Origin of the sequence: Amycolatopsis dendrobii, assembly GCF_014145675.1 — a bacterium.
GTDB lineage: Bacteria > Actinomycetota > Actinomycetes > Mycobacteriales > Pseudonocardiaceae > Amycolatopsis > Amycolatopsis dendrobii.
Window position 1 is genome coordinate 279,121 of record NZ_JACGZW010000006.1, and the last position, 19,695, is coordinate 298,815.

Here is a 19,695-nt window from a genome sequence, read left to right on the forward strand (position 1 = left end):
CATTCTGTCTGGCACCCGTGAGCGGCGCTCGGGCAGGTACTCAGAGTGACGTCGTCAAGCCCCGCGCGCGCAGCACCGACCGCTCCAGCGGACGGAACACGATCAGCTCGATCGCCACCCCGACGAACAGAATCAGGAAAATCGCCGCGATCACCATGGGCATCGAGTTGTACGACGACCCGTCGTTCAAATACGTCCCCAGCCCGACGCCGAGGCTCGGCGAACGCGCGATCAGTTCCGCGGCCATCAGCGAGCGCCACGAGAACGCCCAGCCCTGTTTGAGCCCGGCCAGGAACCCGGGCAGCGCGGCGGGCAGCAGGATGTGGCGAGCCGCGGCGAACCGGCCTGCCCCCATCACCTTGCCGACGCGCGGCAGGATCGGCGGGATCTGGTCGATGCCCGCCACGAGGCCGTTCGCGATCGACGGGACCGAACCGAGCAGCACGACGAAGTAGATCGCCGCGTCGTTGATGCCGAACCAGATCACCGCGGCGGGCACCCAGGCCACCGACGGCAGGCTCTGCAATCCGCTCAGCAGCGGGCCGATCGCCGCGCGCACTATGCGGACCTTCGCCACCAGGATGCCCAGCGGCGTACCGATGATCACCCCGGCGGCGAAACCCAAAGCGGCACGGTGCACCGAGGTCCAGATGAAACCGAACACCGAACCGTCGGTGACGGTGTGCCAGAACTCGGCCCAGACGTCCAGCGGCGCGGGCAGCGTCGTTTCCGGCCAGAACGCGGCGGCCCACAGGACCTGCCAGATGGCGATCAGCAGCACGAGCGCGCCGACCGGCGGCAGGAAACCGCGCACGAACCGGCGGCGCAGCGAAGCCGGCCGCGCGCCGGTGGGGGTGTCGAGCCGGTCCAGTCCGGCGCCGACGGCTTCGTCCAGCTCCGGGGCCGCCTGGTCAGGCTGCGGCATGGGTGCTGATCACCTTTCGCAGATCGGCCGTGATCTCCTCGGCCAGCAGTTCAGCATCGGCGGACGGCACGTCGTGCCATTCGCGGACCACTCGGCCCGGACGCGACGACAGCAGCACCACGCGCTGTCCGAGCCGGACGGCCTCGCGCACGTCGTGGGTCACGAACAGCACCGACGTACCGGTGCTGCGCCACACCCGCAGCAGTTCGCTCTGCAGCACGTCGCGGGTGATCGCGTCGAGCGCCGCGAACGGTTCGTCCATGAGCAGCAACGCGTTGCCGTCGTCGCCGCCGACGCGGTGGGTCGCGGCCAGCGCGCGGGCCAGCGCGACCCGCTGCCGCATCCCGCCGGACAGCTCGTGCGGACGCTTGCGTGCCGCGTCGCTCAGCCGCACCAGATCCAGCAGCTCAGCGGCCTTCTCGCGACGCTCGGAGCGGCCGAAACCGGCGAGCCGCAGCGGCAGTTCCACGTTCCGGGACGCGGTCAGCCACGGCATCAGCGCGGCCTCCTGGAACATCACCGCGGGCCGCGAGGTGGTGAGAGTGATCTCACCGGCCGACGGCTGGTCGAGACCGGCGACGAGGTTCAGCAGCGTGCTCTTGCCGCAGCCGGACGCGCCGAGCAGGCAGACGAACTCGCCCGGTTCGACGGTGAGGTCGACCCCGTCGAGCGCGGTCACGGCGCTGCCCGCGGAGCCGAACACCTTGCCGACGCGGTCGAGGTGGACGGCGGCGGTCACGGGCCGGGCCAGGGTGGTGGTCATCGCGGATCGCCTTCCGGTCGGGACGTCACTTCGCCAGTTCGGGCGCGTTGACGGCGGGCAGCTGCTGTGCCTTGAGGACCTCGTTGAGCGGGCCGAAGTCGGCGAACCCCTTGAGGTCCACCACCTGGTCGACCACGCCCGCGGTCACCGAGTCCTTGGCCAGCTGCGGGAACTGCGCGGGCACCGGGTCGGTGGTCAGTTCGATGTTCGCGAACGCGCGGTCGAGCACGGCCGGGCTGAGCGAGCTGCCGGAAAGCTCCTTGAGCGCGCCGTTGACGACGGTCTTCGCCTCGGCCGGGTTCTTCTTCGCCCAGTCGATCGCCTGCAGTTCGCCCTTCAGCAGCGCGCGCACGGTGTCCGGGTGCTGCTTGAGGAATTCGCTGCGCACGATCGCGACGGTGGTCGGGAACCGGCCTTCCGGCCACAACGACTTCTCGTCGACCAGCACCTTCGCGCCCGCGTCGGTGACCAGCCGCGACGACCACGGCTCGGGCAGCCAGCCGCCGTCGACCTCGCCCTTGCGGAACGCGTCGAGCGTCTTCGGGTTGTCCAGGTTGGTCACGTTGACCTGGCCGGTCAGGTGCTTCTCGGCGAGGAACTTCTTGAGCGCGACGTCCTGGGTGTTGGCCAGCTGCGGCGTCGCGATCGTCTTGCCCTTGAGCTGGTCGACCGAGGTGATCCCGGGCTTGACCACCAGCTGCGCGCCGCCGGTGACCGCGCCGGCCACGAGCTGGATCGCGCCCTTGGACTTGGTGAAGGCGTTGATCGCCGGCCCGGAGCCGATGAACGCGACGTCGAGCGAACCGCCGAGCAGCGCGTTCACTTCGGACGGACCGGCGTTGAACGTCTGTGTCGTGAGCTTGGCGCCGCCGAGGTTCTGCGCGAAGAAGTTCTTCTTGACCCCGATCAGCGCGGGCGTGTGCGTCACGTTCGGGAAGAAGCCGACGCGCATCTCCCCGGCGGCGCCCTGGTTGGTCGCGGCCTCGGTGCGGTCCGCGCGGGAACACCCGGCGAGCGCCCCGAGCACCGTCAGCGCGGCGAGTGCGGAAGCGAGCAATCGGGTTCGCGGAAATGTACGCACAAATGGCCCTTTCGCGGTCAGCGGAACGGGGCGAGAATGACACGGTCACCCGCGAGACTGCATATGCATCCGCATCCCGGGAAATTGTGTGGGATTACTTGACAGGCCCGGGCCTCACCTGCTTGTCAGGAGCGAGACGTCGCCGAACTCGTGCCACAGATACTCCCGCCGCACTGCCGCGTCGTAAGCCCGCTGCACCAGCTCCGGACCCACGACCGCTTCGAGAAGCAGCAGGTGGGATGCCTCCGGGGCATGCAATCCGGTGATCAATCCGTCGACCGCGCGGGCAGGCCGGTCGGGACCGAGCACGAGTTCGGTCCAGCCCGCCGCCGCGGTGACGAGTCCGCCGGGATTCGCGGCCGATTCGATCGCGCGCACCGCAGTTGTCCCTACTGCGATAACGCGTCCACCCTGGTCGCGCACCCAATTGACCAACGCGGCAGTCGTCGCCGGAACGCGAAATCGCTCACCGTAAGGCGGTTCCCCCGCTTCCGGCGACGAGACGCCGGTGTGCAACAAGATCGGCGCGAACAGCACCCCGCGCGAGACGAGTTGAGCGACCAGCTCCGCAGTGAACGGCCGGGCCGCGCTCGGCATCTCCGCCGAACCCGGATCGAGCGCGAACACGGTCTGGTAATTCGGCAAGGGCCAGGCGCGCGGGACATAGCCGTAGCGGATCGGCCGCCCGACCTTCGCGAGATACCGCGGGATCTCGCCTTCCACTTCGATCTTCGCGCGCCACAACCGTTGCGCACCGGCGACGTGCGGCTCGCGCAGTGTGACGACGGCGCCGGCGGGCAGGCTGAGCCGCTCCCCAGCGCGCCCGTCGAGAAGAGGGCCTCCTGGGGCGCGGAGTTCGACCACCCAGGTGCCGTCGTCGAGTTCGGTGGAGAAGTGGATGGCGATGACGTGGTCGTCCCGGACGGCGTCGACCGCAGCGGGCAAGGTTCCGGAAGTGTTGACTATCAACAGGTCGCCAGGATTCAAGAACGCCGCCAGGTCGCGGAAAGCGGCGTGGTGCACACCCTCGGGACCGGCCGCGAGCAGCCGCACCTCGTCCCGGGCGAGACCTCGTGCTTCCGGCGGCACGGACGCGCTGCGGTCCTCGGCCAGGTCGAACCGGGTACGCGGTGCGGTCATGACTGCACCTGCAGATCTGCCGCGCGGAACCGGCCACTCGCCGGGCGTTCCTCCAGCAGCCGCAGGAAAGCCGGTACCGCGGTCTCCGGCAGCGGCCGGTCCGAAATGTCCTCACCGGGGAAGGCGGCCTGGTGCATGGCGGTGCGCAGATCCCCGGGATCGACGGCGTACACCGCGATATCCGGGTTTTCCACGCCGAGCACCGCGCTCACGTGGTCCAGCGCGGCCTTCGCCGAACCGTAGCCGCCCCAACCCTCATACGCCTCCACGGCGGCGTCGGAGCTGATGTTCACCAGCACTCCCTTTGCCGCGGCGAGCGCGGGCAACAGCAGGCGGGCGAGTGCGAGCGGCGCGAAAACGTTGGTGCGGAAGACAGTTTCCAGCTCGTCCGGCGGATACTCGGCCAGCGGCGGCAGCGGGCTGACGCCGAGCGTGCTGGCGTTGTTGACGAGCAGGTCGAGCCGGGGTCCGGCGGCTTCGGCGAGCTGGCTGCGGTGTGCGGGGTCGGTGACGTCGCCGGGCACCGGGGTGAACCCGGCCTCCGCCGCGGCGGCGCGCAGCGTGCCCGGGTCGCGCCCGGTGCCCAGCACTGTCCATTCGCGACGGACGAGAGCCGAGGCGAGCGCCCGGCCCAGACCGGCGGAAGCGCCGGTGACAACAGCTACTGGCATGGTCCCTCCAGAAGTAGGCACCTGCCAGCGTGCGACCTCTACCTTACTGGAGGTCAACCGGACGGCGGCCGCGCAGCACCGTGTACGCCACCAGCGAAACCACGAACCCGGCGTAGTAGGCCAGATCCGCACCGTGCAGCGCCGCGGCAACCGGTCCGGTGTAGACAGTCGTGTTCATGAACGGCACCGCCGCCGCGAAGCCCACCACGAACGCCACCAGCGCTGCCCAGCTGTGCACCGGACGTCGCAGCTCAGCCAGCACGTCGACCTCGCGGCCGCGACGCGTGCGCCGCAGCCAGTCCGGCACGACGACGCCGAGGAACGGCGGGATCCAGTAACTCACCACCAGCAGCACGTTCTGGAATTTCGCCGCCAGGTCGCCGGTGTGCATCCAGAGAATCAGCGCGAACGCCAGCACCGTCACGACCACCGCCGAAACCGGACGACGCACCCGTACGCCGACGGTCTGCAACGCGAGCGAGCCGCTGTAGTCGTTCATCGCGTTGGACGAGACCGCCGCCAGCGCGATCACCAGCAACGCCACCGCACCCAGCACACCGCCGCCGAGCAGCGTCGACACCCCGGCGGCGGTCTGGTCGCCCAGCGCGGTGCCGAGTGCGAGACCAATGCCCTCGCCGAGCGCGTACGACGCGGTCAGTCCGAGCAGGGTGAACCAAAAGACGCCGCTCGGCCGAGTCGAAGCGGGCAAGTAACGGCTGAAATCCGACGCATAAGGAGCCCACGAAATAGCCAGGCTGAGCGTAATGGTGGAAAACAGCACGACGGCGCCGGCGAAATCGCCACCCGTGGCGGAATCGGCGAATGTGATCGGGTGGTCAAGCACCACCTTTACCGCAAGCGCGACAAATGCGACAACCAGCACCACGCTCATCACGGCCTGGACCCGGTGGATCACCGCGTAACCGAATACGCCGAGCGTGCACTGCAGCACCAGCACGACGAGCACCGCCGCCCAGAACGGCAGCCCGGTGAGCTGCGCCAGCGCTTCGCCGCCGAACAGCCCGACCAGCGCGTCCCACGCGATCGAGCCGAGCCATTGCACCAGGCCGGGCAGCACGACGCCGCGGCCGAACGGGAGCCGCGCGAGCGGCAGCTGGCCGGTGCCGGTGCGCGGACCCCAGGTGGACAGCCACGCGACCGGCAGCGAACCGATCACCGTGCCGATCAGCGCGATGACGAACCCGGTGGTGAAGCCGAGCCCGAGCGTCGCGCCGAGGGTGCCGGTGAAGACGGCGGTCATGGTGAGGTTCGGCGCGAACCACACGCCCGCGAGCCGCCACGGCCGCCCGAACCGGTTCGCGGGCGGGATCGGGGTGATTCCGTGCGTTTCGATCGCGAAATCCCCTGCTCCAGATGGCATTCGGCCGCCGAAGACCTCGGCGTCGATCCCGCTCATGCGCTGCCCTTTCTCCCGGCTGACCCGTGAGTCTGAACCGGAGTGCCCGGCCGCGCCAATACTCTGTGGCGTTCCCGACCCGTTCTCGGCAAGATCGCCGCAATGGGGGAAGGACCGCGCAGTCCGCTGCGCCATCGCGCGTTCGCCGTTTTCTACGCCGGGCGGCTGGTCTCGCTGCTGGGCAGCGCCATGACCCCGGTCGCGCTGGCGTTCGCGGTGCTGGGCAGCAGCCGCAGCCCGACCGACCTCGGCGTGGTGCTCGCCGCCGGGATCGTGCCGCTGCTGGCGTTCCTGCTCGTCGGCGGCGCGGTCGGCGACCGGTTCCCGCGCAACCGCGTGCTGCGGCTGTCGAACCTCGGCGCGGGCGCGGCGCAACTGGTCGCCGCGACCATCCTGCTCACCGGCAACTACTCGCTGGCCGCCCTCGCCGTCACCGAGTTCCTCGGCGGCGTCTGCACCGCGTTCACCACGCCGGTGCTGCGCGGGATCGTGCCGCAGATCGTCCCGGCCGAATCGCTGCGGCAGGCGAACTCGCTGCTGGCCACCGGACGGAACATCACCAAGGTGGCCGGTCCGGCCGTCGCCGGGGTCCTGGTCGGCACGGTCGGCGGCGGCTGGGCGATCGCCGCCGACGGGGTGTCGTTCGTGCTCGCCGCCCTGCTCTACCAGGCGATCACGCTGCCCCCGGCGGAGCACACTGTGCAAGACAGCGTCTTGCACAGTGTGCGAACCGGCTGGCGGCAGTTCTGGCGCATCCCGTGGCTGTGGCGGGTGGTCACCGCGTTCACCGTCTACAACATCGTGTTCACCGGCGGCTGGCTGGTGCTAGGGCCGGGCATCGCGCAGGACACGATCGGCGCGGCCGGATGGGGCGTGGTGCTGAGCGTGCGCGCGGTGGGCGCGCTGCTGTCCGGGCTGGTGATGTACCGGCTCGCACCGCGACGGCTGCTGCCGATGGGACTGGTGAGCGCCGCGCTGACCGTGCTGCCGCTGATCGCGCTCGGCCTGCACGCGGGTTTCGCGGTGCTGGCGGGCTCGACGTTCGTCGCCGGATTCTGCGCGGGGGTCATGAGCGTCGCCTGGGACACGACGATGCAGGAGAACATCCCCGGGCATCTGCTGTCGCGGATGGCCGCGTTCGACGATTTCGGTTCCTACGCGGGCATTCCCCTGGGCGAACTGCTGGCCGGGCCGCTCGGGGCGGCGTTCGGCGCGCCGCAGGTGGTGCTGGTCGGCGGGATCGCCATCGCCGTCGCCGCGCTCTGCCCGCTGCGCTCGCCCGCCGTCCGCGCGCTGCGGCACCCGCCGGTCCGCGTGCCGTGAACGCAAGGAAGGGCCTGCCGGGGATTCCGGCAGGCCCTTCCTTCACCCCTCGGTCACACCAGCAACAGGAACGCCACGCCGTTGGGCGAGCCGAGGCCCGTCACGTCGTCGTAGCCCTTGGTCGTGTGGATCGTCAGGTTCGGGTAGTCGAGCACCCGGGCGGAGGTCTTGAGCCCCGCCGAGGCGTCGACCCCGTTGGCGAAGTCCACGCGCTGCACCGCGCCGTCGACGTGCTGCACGTCGTTGATCGCCGACGTGCGCGACGTCAGCTGGTACAGCACCGGGTTGATGAACCCGTGGTGGAAGTGGTCGAGGCTGTCGGCCACCGCCATCACGCCCGCGAACACCGGCGACGCGAGGCTCGTGCCGCCGATCCGGTACTGGTCGTAGTAGACGCCGTCCGGGAAGGTCTGCGTCTGGCCGACCAGGAAGCCGGTGTTGGGGTCGGCGATCGCGGAGATGTCCGGGACCACGCGCCCCTTCGCGCCGCCGGTCTGGTTCTTCGTGGACAACGCGTCCGGCACGATTCCCTTCTGGTAGAAGGGCTGGCCGAACAGCCGGCTCGTGCCGCCGCCCGCGCCGCCGTTGAACGCGCCCGGGAACGCCGGGGCGTAGGCGCCGTCGGTCAGCGTCGACTTGCCGGTCTCCCACCCGGTTTCGAAGATCCGCTTGCCGTCCTTGCCGACCGCCAGCGACGTGCCGCCGACCGCGGTCACCCACGGAGCCGAGGCGGAGAAGTCCGGCGACGGCGTGCCGAGGCGCGCGACCTCGTCCCCGTTGTCGCCGGAGGAGAAGTACACGCCGATGCCCTCGAGCACCGCCTGCAGCGAAATGTGGTTGAACACCTTGACCTCGGCGGCCGGGATGTCCTCGCCGGTGTCGCCGTAGGAGTTGGAGATGATGTCGGCCTTGTGGCCCGCGACGACGTAGTTCAGCGCGGTGTCCAGCGACAGGTCTTCGCAGTCCTGCCCGCCGACGTACAGGATGTTCGCGCCCGGCGCGAGCCCGTGCGCGGCCTCGACGTCCAGGGTTTCCTCGCCGTACCAGCCGGAAGCGTCGCACTGGTCCGGCCCTTCGAGCACCGGGTTCGGCGGGAAGATGTGCTGTTTGAACTGCTGCTGGGTCAGCGGGTGCGCCGGGTCGTTGCGCTTGGCGTACTCCGAGGCGTCGGCGTAGATCGTCGGCGACGCGAACGCGTCCACAATGGCGATCGTGGTGCCGCGCCCGTCCGCGCCGAACTTCGCGACCTGGTCCAGCCCGTACGCCGAACGCAACTGCGCGGGCGTGTAGCCGCACGGCGCGTACGGAAGCTGCTTGCCGTTGTACGCCGGGTCAGTCGTGTCGGTCTTCTCGCCGTAGTAAGCGCTGCACGGCCCCGAATTGCGGAACCCGTTGCTCGGCGGCGCGGTCGACGGGCTGCCCTGCACGCGAGACTGCTTCTTCGCGGTCGGGTCCGCCCCGTCGGTGTGGTCCGGTTTGAACAGGTTCGTCGCCTGGTCGACGCCGACGACGCCGAGCACGTCGTTCGCCAGCGCGGCCGGGACGGACAGGTCCTTGTCCGCCGCCCGCAACGTCTGCCCCTTGACCTGGTACTTGCCCAAGGTCACGGCGAACGCGCGCTGCACCTGATCGGCGGTACCGGTCGCCTCGACGTAGGCCCGGTTGGACGGCACCTCGCCGATGCCGAATCCGCTTGCGGACAGCCAATTCTTCACTGCCGAAACGGTCTGGTCGGTGGCCGCGAACCGGTCCCGCACCTGGTCCGGCGAAAGATAGTGCCGGTAGTCGCGACTGTTCGGATCGGACACCGACTGCGCGGCGGCCTCGGCCGCGCCCTGGTCCTTGAGGTTCAAGTAAACCCGAAAGTCCATAGTGGACGACCCGGCCGTGTCGGCCACCTTGGACTGCGGATTGGCCCAAACCGGATGCGATTGCGGAATGTCCGCCCGCCCCTGAGCCGACGCCACGGCAGGCGAAGCGGCTAAACCGCCCACCACCGCCAGCGAAAGAAACATGGTGACGCTTCTACGCACAGCAACTCCCTCGTGTTGCGCGGCCTCGACCCCGCCTGCCGCCGGAACGAGATTAGGACTGCCCCCGCCCGCCAGGGAAGCGTCCGGCTTCCCGGTGCGGAACCGTTATCTGCTCCCCTCATCGCGACACAAGGGACAGCTGCGGCCAAAGTCCGTTTCATCCGCACTGTCCACAGCGGAATGTCCAGAAATCAGAAGAACGCCCGTTTTCCCACGCTCCCTTCGCAGCACTGAGCGACCCGAGACACCACCTACGAAGGTCGCACAATCTCGATCACCGGCACCAGAAACTCACCCGGCTGCCCGGATCGCCCACGTCCGCACAGCCCGCCAGCACCCACCGCAGCCGACGCACCCACCGATCGCGCCGCCCTGCCCGACCCCCGCACCCCGATACGAAGCCTCCCTGCGGTCCGGGGGTGCTTGCCCGGGCATCTTTCCCGCCTGGACAAGCACCCCCGGACCGTCAGCACAATCAAGCTTCGGGGTGGCGGTGCGCCAACCGGGCGCAATGTCGCCCCCAGGCGACGAGCCGCCCGCAAGTCGCGCACATGAAAACGATTCACCCCACCCCAGCCGAACACTCCGTGACATCCACCCCGATATCACCCCATATGGGGTATTCCTCCCCCAGTGGATCTAGCTAACCGACCCAAACGCTCCTAGCATGCCGACCATGGGGACCTTGCCGCCAAGGCGGGTAAATTGATTTCGCTGACCTTCCGGATCCTGGGGCCGCTGGAGGTCATCGCCGAGGGCAGGGCCGTACCGCTGGGCGGCCCGAAGCCCCGGCTGCTGCTGGCCGCACTGGCCCTCCAGCCGAACATCGTGGTCTCCACCGAAGCCCTGGTCGAAGTCCTCTGGCCGACCACCGCCCCGCGCTCCGCCGCCGCCAACATCCGCACCTACGTCCACTCCCTCCGCCGACGCCTGGCGGAAACCTCCCCCGACCTGGCCGACCGCATCACCAGCCGCGCCTCGGGCTATCTCCTCACCGTCCCGGAAGACGAACTGGACCACCTGGTCTTCACCCGCCTGGCCACCCAAGCCTGGGAATCCCAAGACAACCCGGAAACCGCCCTGACCCTGCTGGACCAAGCCCACTCCCTCTGGCGCGGCGAAGTACTGGAAGGCCTCCCGCATGACCCCACCTGGGGCCCCGCCGTCGCCCGCCTGGACGAATTACGCCTGGCAGTACAAGAACAGCGCCTGCGCGCCCGCCTGGATCTGGGCCGCCACAACGAAGTCATCGCCGAACTCCGCGCCCTCGTCACCGAACACCCGCTCCGCGAAGAACTCTGGCACCACCTGATCACCGCGCTACGCGACGCAGGCCGCACCACCGAAGCCGCGGAAGCGTACGAGCTGGTCGAACAAACCCTCGCCGACGAATTGTCCGCGAGCCCTGGCGCAGCGCTCCGCGAACTCCGCACGACCCTCGAAGTCCCCTGCGCCACAATCCCGCCGATCTGCCAGCTCCCCTTGGATCTGCCCGATTTCACCGGCCGCAGCGAGGTAATCGAGCACCTGGTCGCGAAACTCCGCCACCACGCCGAAGCCGAACGCCCCACGATCGTCGTCCTCTCCGGCGCACCAGGCGTCGGAAAGTCCTCAATCGCCGTACGGGTAGCGCATGCCGTCCGCACCGTTTTCCCGGACGGACAGTTGCATGTGGACCTGGCCGGAACCTCGTCGTCGCCACGCTCGCCCATGAGCGTCCTGGCCGAACTCCTGCGCGCCCTGGGCATCCCCGATTCCGGCCTCCCCCGGGACCTGCCAGAACGCTCCGCGCTCCTGCGTTCCCAGCTCGCCGGGCGCCGGATGTGCATCGTCCTGGACGACGCGGGCAGCGCCGCCCAGGTGCGCCCGCTGCTCCCCGGCGCGGGCGCGTCCGCCGTACTGGTCACCAGCCGAATCCGCCTGCCCGATCTCGCCGGCGCGATGCCGGTCGACGTCGACCTCCTGCCCGAACCGGAAGCCGCGCGTCTGCTGGAAGGCATCGTCGGCCACGAACGAGTAGCCGCCGAACCCGAAGACGCCGCGGCGATCCTGCGCCAATGCGGCCATTTGCCGCTCGCGATCCGGGTAGCCGGAGCCAAGCTCACCCACCGGCCGACCTGGTCGTTGCGCATCCTCGCCGACCGTCTCCACGACGAGCACCGCCGCCTGGACGAGCTGCGCGTCGGCGACCTGGCCGTCCGGGCGAGCGTGACCCTGAGCTACGACCTCCTGCCGATGTCCGCCGCCGCGGCCTTCCGCCGCTTAGGCGCGCTGGGCCCGGTGCACTTCCCCGCCTGGGCAGTCGCCGCGGTACTGGGCCGCCCGTCCGCCGACGACGTCCTCGACGTGCTCGTCGACGCGCACTTGGTGGAACTGGTCGCCACCGACGTCGCGGGACAGCCGCGCTACCGCCTGCACGACCTCCTGCGCGTCTACGCCGCGGAACTGGCCGAGCCCGCCGAAACCCGCACCGCGATCGGCCGCGTGCTGGAGGGATATCTGGCGCTGGCAGTAGAAGCCGCCGAACGCATGCCGATCCACTTCTTCGGCCAGTACCACGACGACACCGACCTGACCCTGCCGCCGGAAGCCGACCGGCTCCTGACCGATCCCGCCGCCTGGTTCGCCGCCGAACGCGCCACCTGCGTCGCCGCCGTCGGGCTCGCCGCCGAACGCGGTTTCGACGACCTGACCTGGCGGCTCACCGCGGCCCTCACCCCGTACTTCGACCTCCGCGGCCACCAGGACGACTGGCACGCCACCCACCTGATCGCTCTGGAAGCAGCGCGCCGGGCAGGCGCGATCCGCGGCGAGGCGGTCGTCCAGCGCAACCTCGGCCAAGTCCTGCTGTACCAAGACAACGACGCGGACGCGATGGTCGCCTTCGAGGCGGCACGCGAGCTGTACCAACGGATCGGCGACCAGCAAGGGCTCGGCGAGGCCTACGCCGGCCTCGGCACCGTGCTGCGCATGCAAGGCCAACCCGACCGCGCGCTCGAACCCTGTCACGAAGCGCTCCGGCTGTTCGGCGAAGCGGGCGATCCGCACGGCGAAGCGGTGATCCGGATCGCGATCGGTTCGATCTGGGTCGCGCGCAAGTGCTACGCGACCGCGCGCCGCTGGTACACCGACGCACTGGAGCTGTCCTGCGAAATCGGCGACCGGCACCGGGAAGCCCATGCGCTGCAACGACTCGGGCTCCTGCACCAGCGCGAGGGCAACCTCGCCGAAGCCCGCGAACACGTCACGCGCGCCATCGCCGTGTTCACCGATCTCGGCGACGACCACTGCGTCGGCTACGCGAACCAGAACCTGGGCGAACTGTGCCTGTACAGCGGCGATCTCGCGCACGCGCAGCTGCTGCTGGTGAACTCGCTGAGCGTGCACCGCCGCAACGGAGACCGCCGCTCCGAAGCCCACGCGTCCCAGCTCCTCGGCGAGCTCCACTCCGCGCTCAGCCAGCCGGAACGGTCCCGCAGCTACGCCGAACGCGCGCGGGCCATCCGCCGCGAGCTGTCCGCCGACACCCCGGTCGACGACCGGCCGCGCAAGACCGGGCCGCACCGGATCGTGTCCGCCTGACGCGCGGGCCCGGTTGCGCGGCCAAACCCGTGCGCCGGGCCACGATGCGCTGATGAACACCAGAAAAGCGGCTGGTCACGTCCTTCTTGCGGTGACAGTTATCGCTTTGTCGACTCCAGCTCCGGCCTCGGCCAAACCGAAGCACGGCCGGAGAGTGCTGGAAAGACCACTGACCTACCGCCTCTACGCGACCCGCGAAGGACTCGTCGGCGGCACCACCTCGAGCGGGCACCGGATCACCGAACGAGACCACTTCGTCGCGCTCCCGTCCACGAAAACGGTGTCCTCCAAGGGAAGAGGGACCTTCACCGTCCGGGTGTGCCGCACCGACGGCACGCGCTGCGAGTACGCGCCGGTGTGGGATGTCGGGCCATGGAACGAACACGACGATTACTGGAACCCCGCCGGCCGGCGCGCGGCATTCGGTTCGTTGCCGCAAGGCGTACCGGAAGCACAAGCGGCGTACCAAGACGGTTTCAACGGCGGCAAGGACGAACACGGCCGCACCGTGCGCAATCCGGCCGGTCTCGACCTGGCCGACGGCACGTTCTGGGACGGACTCGGGCTCAACGGCAGCAGCTATGTGGACGTCACTTTCCTGTGGACCGGCAGCGCTCCGGCCACCGGCGTGGTGACCGGCGGCGCCCCGCTGGTCGTGCGCACGTCCGCGAGCAACGACGCGCCATCGGCCGGATTGGCCGCCGACTCCGCTCAGGTGCCGATCGAGTGTTCCGTGCAAGACGGCACGGCACGCTGGAGCCGGATAGGCCCCGGGCATTACGTGCCTGGGGCCTATCTCCGAGCCGACGCGGCCGTGCCCTCCTGCTGAACCATCAGTGATGGTGGTGGGCATGCACGACGGCGTGCCCACGACCGCGGCCGATCATCCACTTGTTGACCGGAACCGTGACCACGAAGGCGATCGCGAGCGACAACGCCAGCGACAGCCAGAACAGGCCGCTCGACAATCCCGCGTCCATCGCGCCCGGGATCGCCACGACGACGGTGTTGTCGATGACCTCCATGACCGCGATCGACACCGTGTCGGCGGCGAGCGCGACTTTGAAGGCGGCACCGAGCGCGAGACCCGACTTGAGCACCCCGCGCATGGTGAGGGCGTAGCCGAAGACGAACGCCAGCACGATAGACAGCACCACAGTGGCCGCGTTGTGCAGGCCGAGCGCGGTACCGAGGACCATGCCGAGCACTTCGCCGATGGCACAACCGGTGAGGCAGTGCAGCGTCGCTTGAGCGGCAGTGGACCAAGACGCTCCGTGCCGGTGTTCGTTCATGCCTGCGACTATACCCCTTAGGGGTATCAATGCCGCAAGGTCGCCCGATGTGATGACTGTCGCCCGGCCGCTCCGGCGAATCGGTATAACCGGAAGTGTGGTGATCAACTCGACGCCTGCGAGTGCCGCTCGACTACGCGAAACCGGACGGGAAGCAGATCACCCTCACCGTGTCCGGCATGGGCAGTCTCAGCGCGCCGCATTTCCTGCTGGTGAACCCTGGCGGACCGGGCGCGTCCGGGCTGGGCACCGAGAAACTCGTGTTCAGTCAACTGCCGCGGGACGTCGCACAGCAGTACGCGGCGTTCAGCTTCGATCCGCGCGGAATCGGGGCGAGCACACCGGTTGCCTGTGGCGACACCTCGAAACTCGCGCCGCATCCGGCCTCGCCGTACCAACCAGCCGATCTCCCGCAGGAGCGGAAACGCGAGGGCTTCGCCAAGCAGATCGCGGCGCGATGCGCGGCGAACGGGAAAGACCTGCTGCCGCAGGTCACCACCGAGAACGCGGCGCGCGACATGGATCGGATCCGCCAAGCGCTCGGCAAGGACAAGATCGACTACCTCGGCTATTCCTACGGCACCAAGCTCGGTGCCACGTACGCGACCCTGTTTCCGGCGCACACCGGGCGGATGATCCTGGACAGCGTCGTCGATCCGACGGCCACCACGTATCAAACGCAGTTCCAGCAAAACGCCGCACTGCAAGCGCGGGCCGAGCAACTGTTCGCCTGGACCGCGGAGCGCGACAGCACGTACCACCTCGGCGCCACCGCGTCCGCGGTCAAGACCGCGTGGAACGAACTGCGCGAGAAACTCGCGGCACGACCGGCGGACGGCAAAACCGGAGTGTCCGAATTGGACGATCTGCTGGCGTCCGCGATGTACGGCGACTGGGCCTGGCCGTCGCTGATGCAGGCGATCGCGAGCCACCGCGGCGGGGATTCCGCCGGGCTGAACGTCGCCGCCGGACAGGCGCGGTACGCGGTCGACCCCGGCCAGCTCGCCTACAACTGCGCCGACACGGGCTGGCCGCGCGACTGGGCGACCTGGCACGCGGACACCGCGAAGTCGGCGATGTCCGCGCCGCTGTTCGCCTGGCTCAACAGCTGGTACAGCGCGCCGTGCGCGTTCTGGCAGGTCCCGGCGTCGCCGGAGGTCCGGATCGGCTCTGCTCCGGTGCCGCCGATCCTGTTGCTGCAAGGGAAAGACGACCCGGCGACACCGCTGGCCGGCGCACAGCGGATGCGTCGGGTGCTGCACGGGTCGAGACTGCTCGTCGACGGCGGCGGCAACCACGCCGCCTACCTCAACGAGCGCAACCCGTGCGTCGACGACAAAGCCGCGCACTACCTGCTGACCGGTGAACTCCCCCAGGACGGGACGTGTCCGGCGGGCGGAGAGAAGGCTGCGCCTTCCGGCGGTTGAACTCGCTTGCGTAACCGTTTGGTCGCGTTCGGTTGACCCCCTGCCGCCGCTGGCCCTACCTTCGGCTGCCAGGTCACATAGCCGGGGAACGGTGGGGGATGCGAGGGCGGACCAAAACGCTCGTGCTGGGCGCGGCGCTGGTGGCGACCGCGGCGGCGCTGGCGGGCAGTTGCTCGCCGGTCCTGTCCGGCTCGGCCCCCGAGCAGGCGAAAATCGCCTTCGTGCCGAAAATCGGCGGCATCCCGTACTTCGACGCGATGAACGCCGGCGGCATGCTGGCCGCCAAACGGCTCGGCGCGAAGTGGTTCCTCCGCGCGCCGGCGTCGGTCGACCCGGCCGCGCAAACCGCGATCCTGCGCCAGCTCATCGCCGAACGCGTGGACGTCATCGCGGTCGCCCCGAACGATCCGGCGGAGCTGGCCCCGACGATCGCGGAGGCGCGGGCGAAGGGCATCCACGTGCTCACCACCGACACCGACGCCGCCGATTCCCAGCGCGAGGTCTTCGTGAACCAGACGACGGCCGAGGGCATCGGCTCGGCGCTGGTCGACTCGCTGATGAAGAAGACCGGCGGGACCGGCGAGTACGCGATCGTCTCGTGCGGGCGCGCGGCAGCGAACCTCAACTCCTGGATCGAAGCCGAGAAAACGTATGCGGCACAACGCTATCCGCAGGCGAAGCTAGTCGAGACGGTGTACGCCGACGAGGACACCACCACCGCCACGAAGCTGGCGAAGGAGATCCTCAACCGGCATCCGAAACTCACCGGCATGATCGGGCAGTGCACCACGGCGACGCCCGGCATCGCACGAGCGGTGCGTGATCAGCAGAAGATCGGCCAGGTCTTCACCGTCGGCACCGGCACGCCGCAGACGATGAAGCCGTACCTGGTCGACGGTTCCTGCTCCATGACGGTGCTGTGGAACGTCGAATCCCTCGGCTACCTCACCGCCTGGACCGCCGAGCAGCTCGCGACCGACGCCCCGCTCAAGCCCAGGAACAACGTGAGCCCGGAGCTCCCCGCGGTGCGCTACGACGCGGCCACCCGGACGGTCCTGCTCGGCGATCCCCTGCTGATCACGCAGAACAACGTGGATCAGTTCAAGTACTGAGGGTCCTCAGCGCACGTCGACGGTCACCGTCAGAGTGCGCGTCCGGGCCGGCAGCTTCGCCATGTCCACCTTCAGGTACTCGCCGTCGTCCTGACGGCCATTCGGCTGCGCCTTGGCGTGCAGGGTGTACGGAGCCGTCGAGTTCGCAACCCCGTCGATGCCGAAGTCGCTGTCGTTGCTGATCACCACGGTGCGGCCGCCGTCGGTCGTCGCGACGCCTTCCACCTTGTCGTGGCCGAAGAAGCCGCCGCTCGGGTCGAGCCCGGTCACCAAGCCGCCGACGTCGAGGAACAGCTTCTTCGCCGCGGGTGTCACACCGACCTTCGCCAGCGCGTCAGCGGCCTCCGCGGTGGTGGCCTTGCCGACGTACGCCTCGATGCTCTTGCCGCCGTCGACGAGCAGCCCGCCCTTGACCGCGTCGTAGGTCGCGCCTGGCACCTTCGCCGCCGGTCCGAGGTCGGTCGCCTTGCTCAGGTCGATCTCGAACAGCTTCTTGTACGCGCCCGGCTCGGCCTTGCCGTCGCGCTCGTCCACCAGGAAGCGGGTCGCGGACAACGCGGTGATCTCGGAGACCGCGGTGCTGGTCTCGTCCGGGTTGTCGAGCAGGTAGGCGTACTCGTGCGTGGCGCGGGTCTTCAGGTCGACCGTCACGATCCGCAGCGCGGGTACCTTGCTGGGCTTCTTCGTGAGATCCGGCTGCTGCAGCGCGGACTGCATGATGCCGACGAGCGTCCGGCCGTCCGGCGTGAGCGCGAGGCCCTCCATGCCCTTGTTCGGCACGCGGTTCTTCAGTTCCTTCGGCAGCGAACCGTCGAAGGGCGAGAGCCGCTCGATCGCCCGGCCGTCCGCACGGAAATGCGTGATGAACGGGCCGTACTCGTCCGACACCCAGAATGTCCCGTCGCGTTGCGCGACGAGCCCTTCGGAGTCGTAGCCGTTCGGCGACGCGGGCAGTTTCGCGCCGTTGAGGTCCACGATGGTCTCGCCGGTGTTCGCCAGGGTGTTGACCTGGCCGTTGTACGGCGAACCGTCGGCCGCGCGCAGCGGAATATTCCGCTCCAGCACGGCTTTTCCGCCCTTGAGCCGGAACTTGCCGACGGCGGGCGTGAACGACGGCAGCGGCTCCACTTTGGACCCGTCCGGCGCGTCGACGTTCGGCCCGCGGTCGGTGAGCCCGTAGAACTCGTCGCGCGAACCCGGCACCGGAGTCAGCGCGGACCCGTACCCGCCGCCGGTGATCTTGACGCCGCCGACGGTGCCGAGCGGCGGCAAGTCCGTCGGGTACAGCCGGACCGCGTCGCTCACGGTGTAGGTGAACGTGTCGCGTCCGGTGAACCCGGCGGCGGGCGTGTAGCGGAACGATCCGTCCGGGCCGATGGCCAGCGCGCCGTGGCCGGGATCGGTGTGCCGCACCACCGCACCGTCGCGCTGCGCGTCGCCGCGCACCTGCAGCGTGTGCCCGGCCCGCACCCGGTAATGGTCGTCCGGACGGCCCTTGGCCTCGGCCGGGCCCGCGGCGGCCAGCGGCAGCACCAGCGCCCCGGCGACCAGCCCGATCTTCACGCGTTTCATCGGCTTTCTCCTCCTCTGGCGTCGTTTCGACGCCGGAGGGAGTCTTGACGGCCGAGTTGGACAACGTCCGTCATCGAGACGACCGCCGCGTTAACGAGCGCGCCGTGCTCGAGCCGCTACCGCACCTCCTCCGACGATCAGCAGGACCGCGGCGACACCCCAGCGTCGCTGCTTCTTGACGTTGTCGCGTGCTTTCGCCGTGCGCTTCTCGGGCGGTTTCGGGATGCCCTTCACCGGGGCTGCGCGCGACGGTGCCGGGGGCTGGGGCATCGGGATCGGCTGGATGATCGCGTCCGGTGGTTGCGGGGTAGGGGTAGGCGTGACCGGACTCGGCGTCGTGGGTGGCGGGAAGGACGGTGGTGACGATGGGTGCGGCGGGGGCACCGGGGTGGACGACGGCGTGGGGCTCGCCGAGCTCGACGGGGTCGGGGTCGGGGACGGCGAGGACGGCGTCGTGGTCGGTGAGGACGAGGTCGTCGGCGGGGTCGAGGACGACGGAGGCGGTGGTGGCGGAGGCGGTGGCGGCGGGGGTTCCGCCAAACACCCGGCGCCATCGGACATCACCAACGGCGGCCCTGTGCTCACCTCGACCGCGGAACCGCCGTCCATCCGGTACGTGACGCTCCGCCCGTCGATCCAGTTCGCGGTCGCGTAGAGCTTGTGGTCCGGCCCGAACACGACGGCACCGTAAGTCGCCGCCGGAAACTGCTCCCCCGGCACCTTCGCGACCGTTCCGCTCACCGGGTTCACCGTGACCACCGCGCCCTCGGCAGCGGACGAAACCCCGTACAGCAGACCGTCTTCCGGGTTGTATGCGAAATCGTCGACGCCGGACGCGAGCCACCACGGATGCAGCAACACCGGCCCGGTCGCAGTGAGGTAACCGGAGCTGTGCGGGTCAACGTCCACTGTGTACAGGCTGGTCGCCCGCTTCACGTACCAAGAGCTACCGGACATCGCCCCGGCCGTCGCGCCAGTGACCCAGCTCCACACGCCATGGTGCGTTTCTCGCCCAACCGCGCCGAGATCGGTCAACTCACCTCCGGAGTCGATCCGCACCGCGTGCCAGCCGTCGTGGAAACGACCGTCGGCCACGCCGTAGGTCACGTCCTGCGCGGCCGAATACGCGATGGCATTCAGCGCGAACGGACTGTGGTGCAACAGATGTCGCGCGCCGGAGGGCAAGGTCAACCGCACGATGTCGGACGACTGCCCGTCACGGCTTTCGACCTGCAGCACCCGGCAGGACGTCGCGGCCGCGCGCTGGCGAGCCGGAGCCAGCCATCCGGACGCGACGAGCAGCCCGGCGACCGCGGCCGCGGCGGCCACCACAGTCAGGTACCGGGAACCTCGCACC

Annotated in this window: 15 protein-coding genes; 5 read left to right on the forward strand and 10 right to left on the reverse strand. The window is 69.6% G+C overall.

Going from position 1 to position 19,695, the window contains the following annotated elements:
* Positions 1-40 precede the first annotated feature (40 nt).
* The 6 genes from H4281_RS19405 to H4281_RS19430 form a co-directional block, all read right to left on the reverse strand.
* A complete protein-coding gene (locus H4281_RS19405) occupies positions 41-925 on the reverse strand; it encodes an ABC transporter permease (protein WP_182892339.1) in 885 nt (294 codons plus the stop codon).
* Complete coding sequence (locus H4281_RS19410; RefSeq protein WP_182892340.1) at positions 912-1,688, reverse strand: ABC transporter ATP-binding protein; 777 nt, start codon at positions 1,686-1,688, stop codon at positions 912-914. The genes H4281_RS19405 and H4281_RS19410 overlap by 14 nt, the downstream gene beginning before the upstream one ends.
* 25 nt (positions 1,689-1,713) lie before the next feature.
* Positions 1,714-2,769 carry an ABC transporter substrate-binding protein gene (locus H4281_RS19415; protein WP_182892341.1) on the reverse strand — a complete coding sequence of 352 codons (1,056 nt, stop codon included), beginning with the start codon at positions 2,767-2,769 and terminating at the stop codon, positions 1,714-1,716.
* A 114-nt stretch (positions 2,770-2,883) separates the two neighbouring features.
* Entirely contained in the window at positions 2,884-3,909 is a 1,026-nt protein-coding gene (locus H4281_RS19420) for an S-adenosylmethionine:tRNA ribosyltransferase-isomerase (RefSeq protein ID WP_182892342.1), read from the reverse strand.
* Positions 3,906-4,580 carry an SDR family NAD(P)-dependent oxidoreductase gene (locus tag H4281_RS19425; protein ID WP_182892343.1) on the reverse strand — a complete coding sequence of 225 codons (675 nt, stop codon included), beginning with the start codon at positions 4,578-4,580 and terminating at the stop codon, positions 3,906-3,908. The genes H4281_RS19420 and H4281_RS19425 overlap by 4 nt, the downstream gene beginning before the upstream one ends.
* A 43-nt stretch (positions 4,581-4,623) precedes the next feature.
* Complete coding sequence (locus H4281_RS19430) at positions 4,624-5,997, reverse strand: purine-cytosine permease family protein (protein ID WP_182892344.1); 1,374 nt, start codon at positions 5,995-5,997, stop codon at positions 4,624-4,626.
* 102 nt (positions 5,998-6,099) lie between these two features.
* Here H4281_RS19430 and H4281_RS19435 point away from each other — a divergent pair, with 102 nt between their 5' ends.
* Positions 6,100-7,320, forward strand: coding sequence for an MFS transporter (locus H4281_RS19435; protein ID WP_182892345.1), 1,221 nt, complete (start codon positions 6,100-6,102; stop codon positions 7,318-7,320).
* A gap of 53 nt (positions 7,321-7,373) precedes the next feature.
* Here H4281_RS19435 and H4281_RS19440 read toward each other — a convergent pair whose 3' ends face one another.
* Entirely contained in the window at positions 7,374-9,353 is a 1,980-nt protein-coding gene (locus tag H4281_RS19440; protein ID WP_182892346.1) for a S53 family peptidase, read from the reverse strand.
* Positions 9,354-10,058: 705 nt separating this feature from the next.
* Between H4281_RS19440 and H4281_RS19445 the strand changes: the two genes are divergently transcribed.
* Positions 10,059-12,935 (forward strand): AfsR/SARP family transcriptional regulator, encoded by a 2,877-nt coding sequence (locus H4281_RS19445; protein WP_182892347.1) that lies wholly within the window; start codon positions 10,059-10,061, stop codon positions 12,933-12,935.
* A 154-nt stretch (positions 12,936-13,089) separates the two neighbouring features.
* Entirely contained in the window at positions 13,090-13,764 is a 675-nt protein-coding gene (locus H4281_RS19450) for a DUF8814 domain-containing protein (RefSeq protein WP_312872141.1), read from the forward strand.
* A 4-nt stretch (positions 13,765-13,768) separates the two neighbouring features.
* Here the strand turns inward: H4281_RS19450 and H4281_RS19455 are convergent, their stop codons facing one another.
* Positions 13,769-14,227: a DUF4396 domain-containing protein gene (locus H4281_RS19455; RefSeq protein WP_182892349.1), complete on the reverse strand. Its 459-nt coding sequence runs from the start codon at positions 14,225-14,227 to the stop codon at positions 13,769-13,771.
* Between the two features lie 122 nt (positions 14,228-14,349).
* Between H4281_RS19455 and H4281_RS19460 the strand changes: the two genes are divergently transcribed.
* Together H4281_RS19460 and H4281_RS19465 are read left to right on the forward strand one after the other, a co-directional pair.
* Positions 14,350-15,654: an alpha/beta hydrolase gene (locus tag H4281_RS19460; protein ID WP_182892350.1), complete on the forward strand. Its 1,305-nt coding sequence runs from the start codon at positions 14,350-14,352 to the stop codon at positions 15,652-15,654.
* A 98-nt stretch (positions 15,655-15,752) separates the two neighbouring features.
* Positions 15,753-16,766, forward strand: a complete 1,014-nt coding sequence (locus H4281_RS19465; protein WP_182892351.1) for an autoinducer 2 ABC transporter substrate-binding protein — start codon at positions 15,753-15,755, stop codon at positions 16,764-16,766.
* Positions 16,767-16,772: 6 nt separating this feature from the next.
* Here the strand turns inward: H4281_RS19465 and H4281_RS19470 are convergent, their stop codons facing one another.
* Positions 16,773-18,338, reverse strand: a complete 1,566-nt coding sequence (locus tag H4281_RS19470) for an esterase-like activity of phytase family protein (protein WP_182892352.1) — start codon at positions 18,336-18,338, stop codon at positions 16,773-16,775.
* Positions 18,339-18,428: 90 nt separating this feature from the next.
* Positions 18,429-19,694 carry a DUF6923 family protein gene (locus tag H4281_RS19475; RefSeq protein ID WP_182892353.1) on the reverse strand — a complete coding sequence of 422 codons (1,266 nt, stop codon included), beginning with the start codon at positions 19,692-19,694 and terminating at the stop codon, positions 18,429-18,431.
* Position 19,695: the final 1 nt, after the last annotated feature.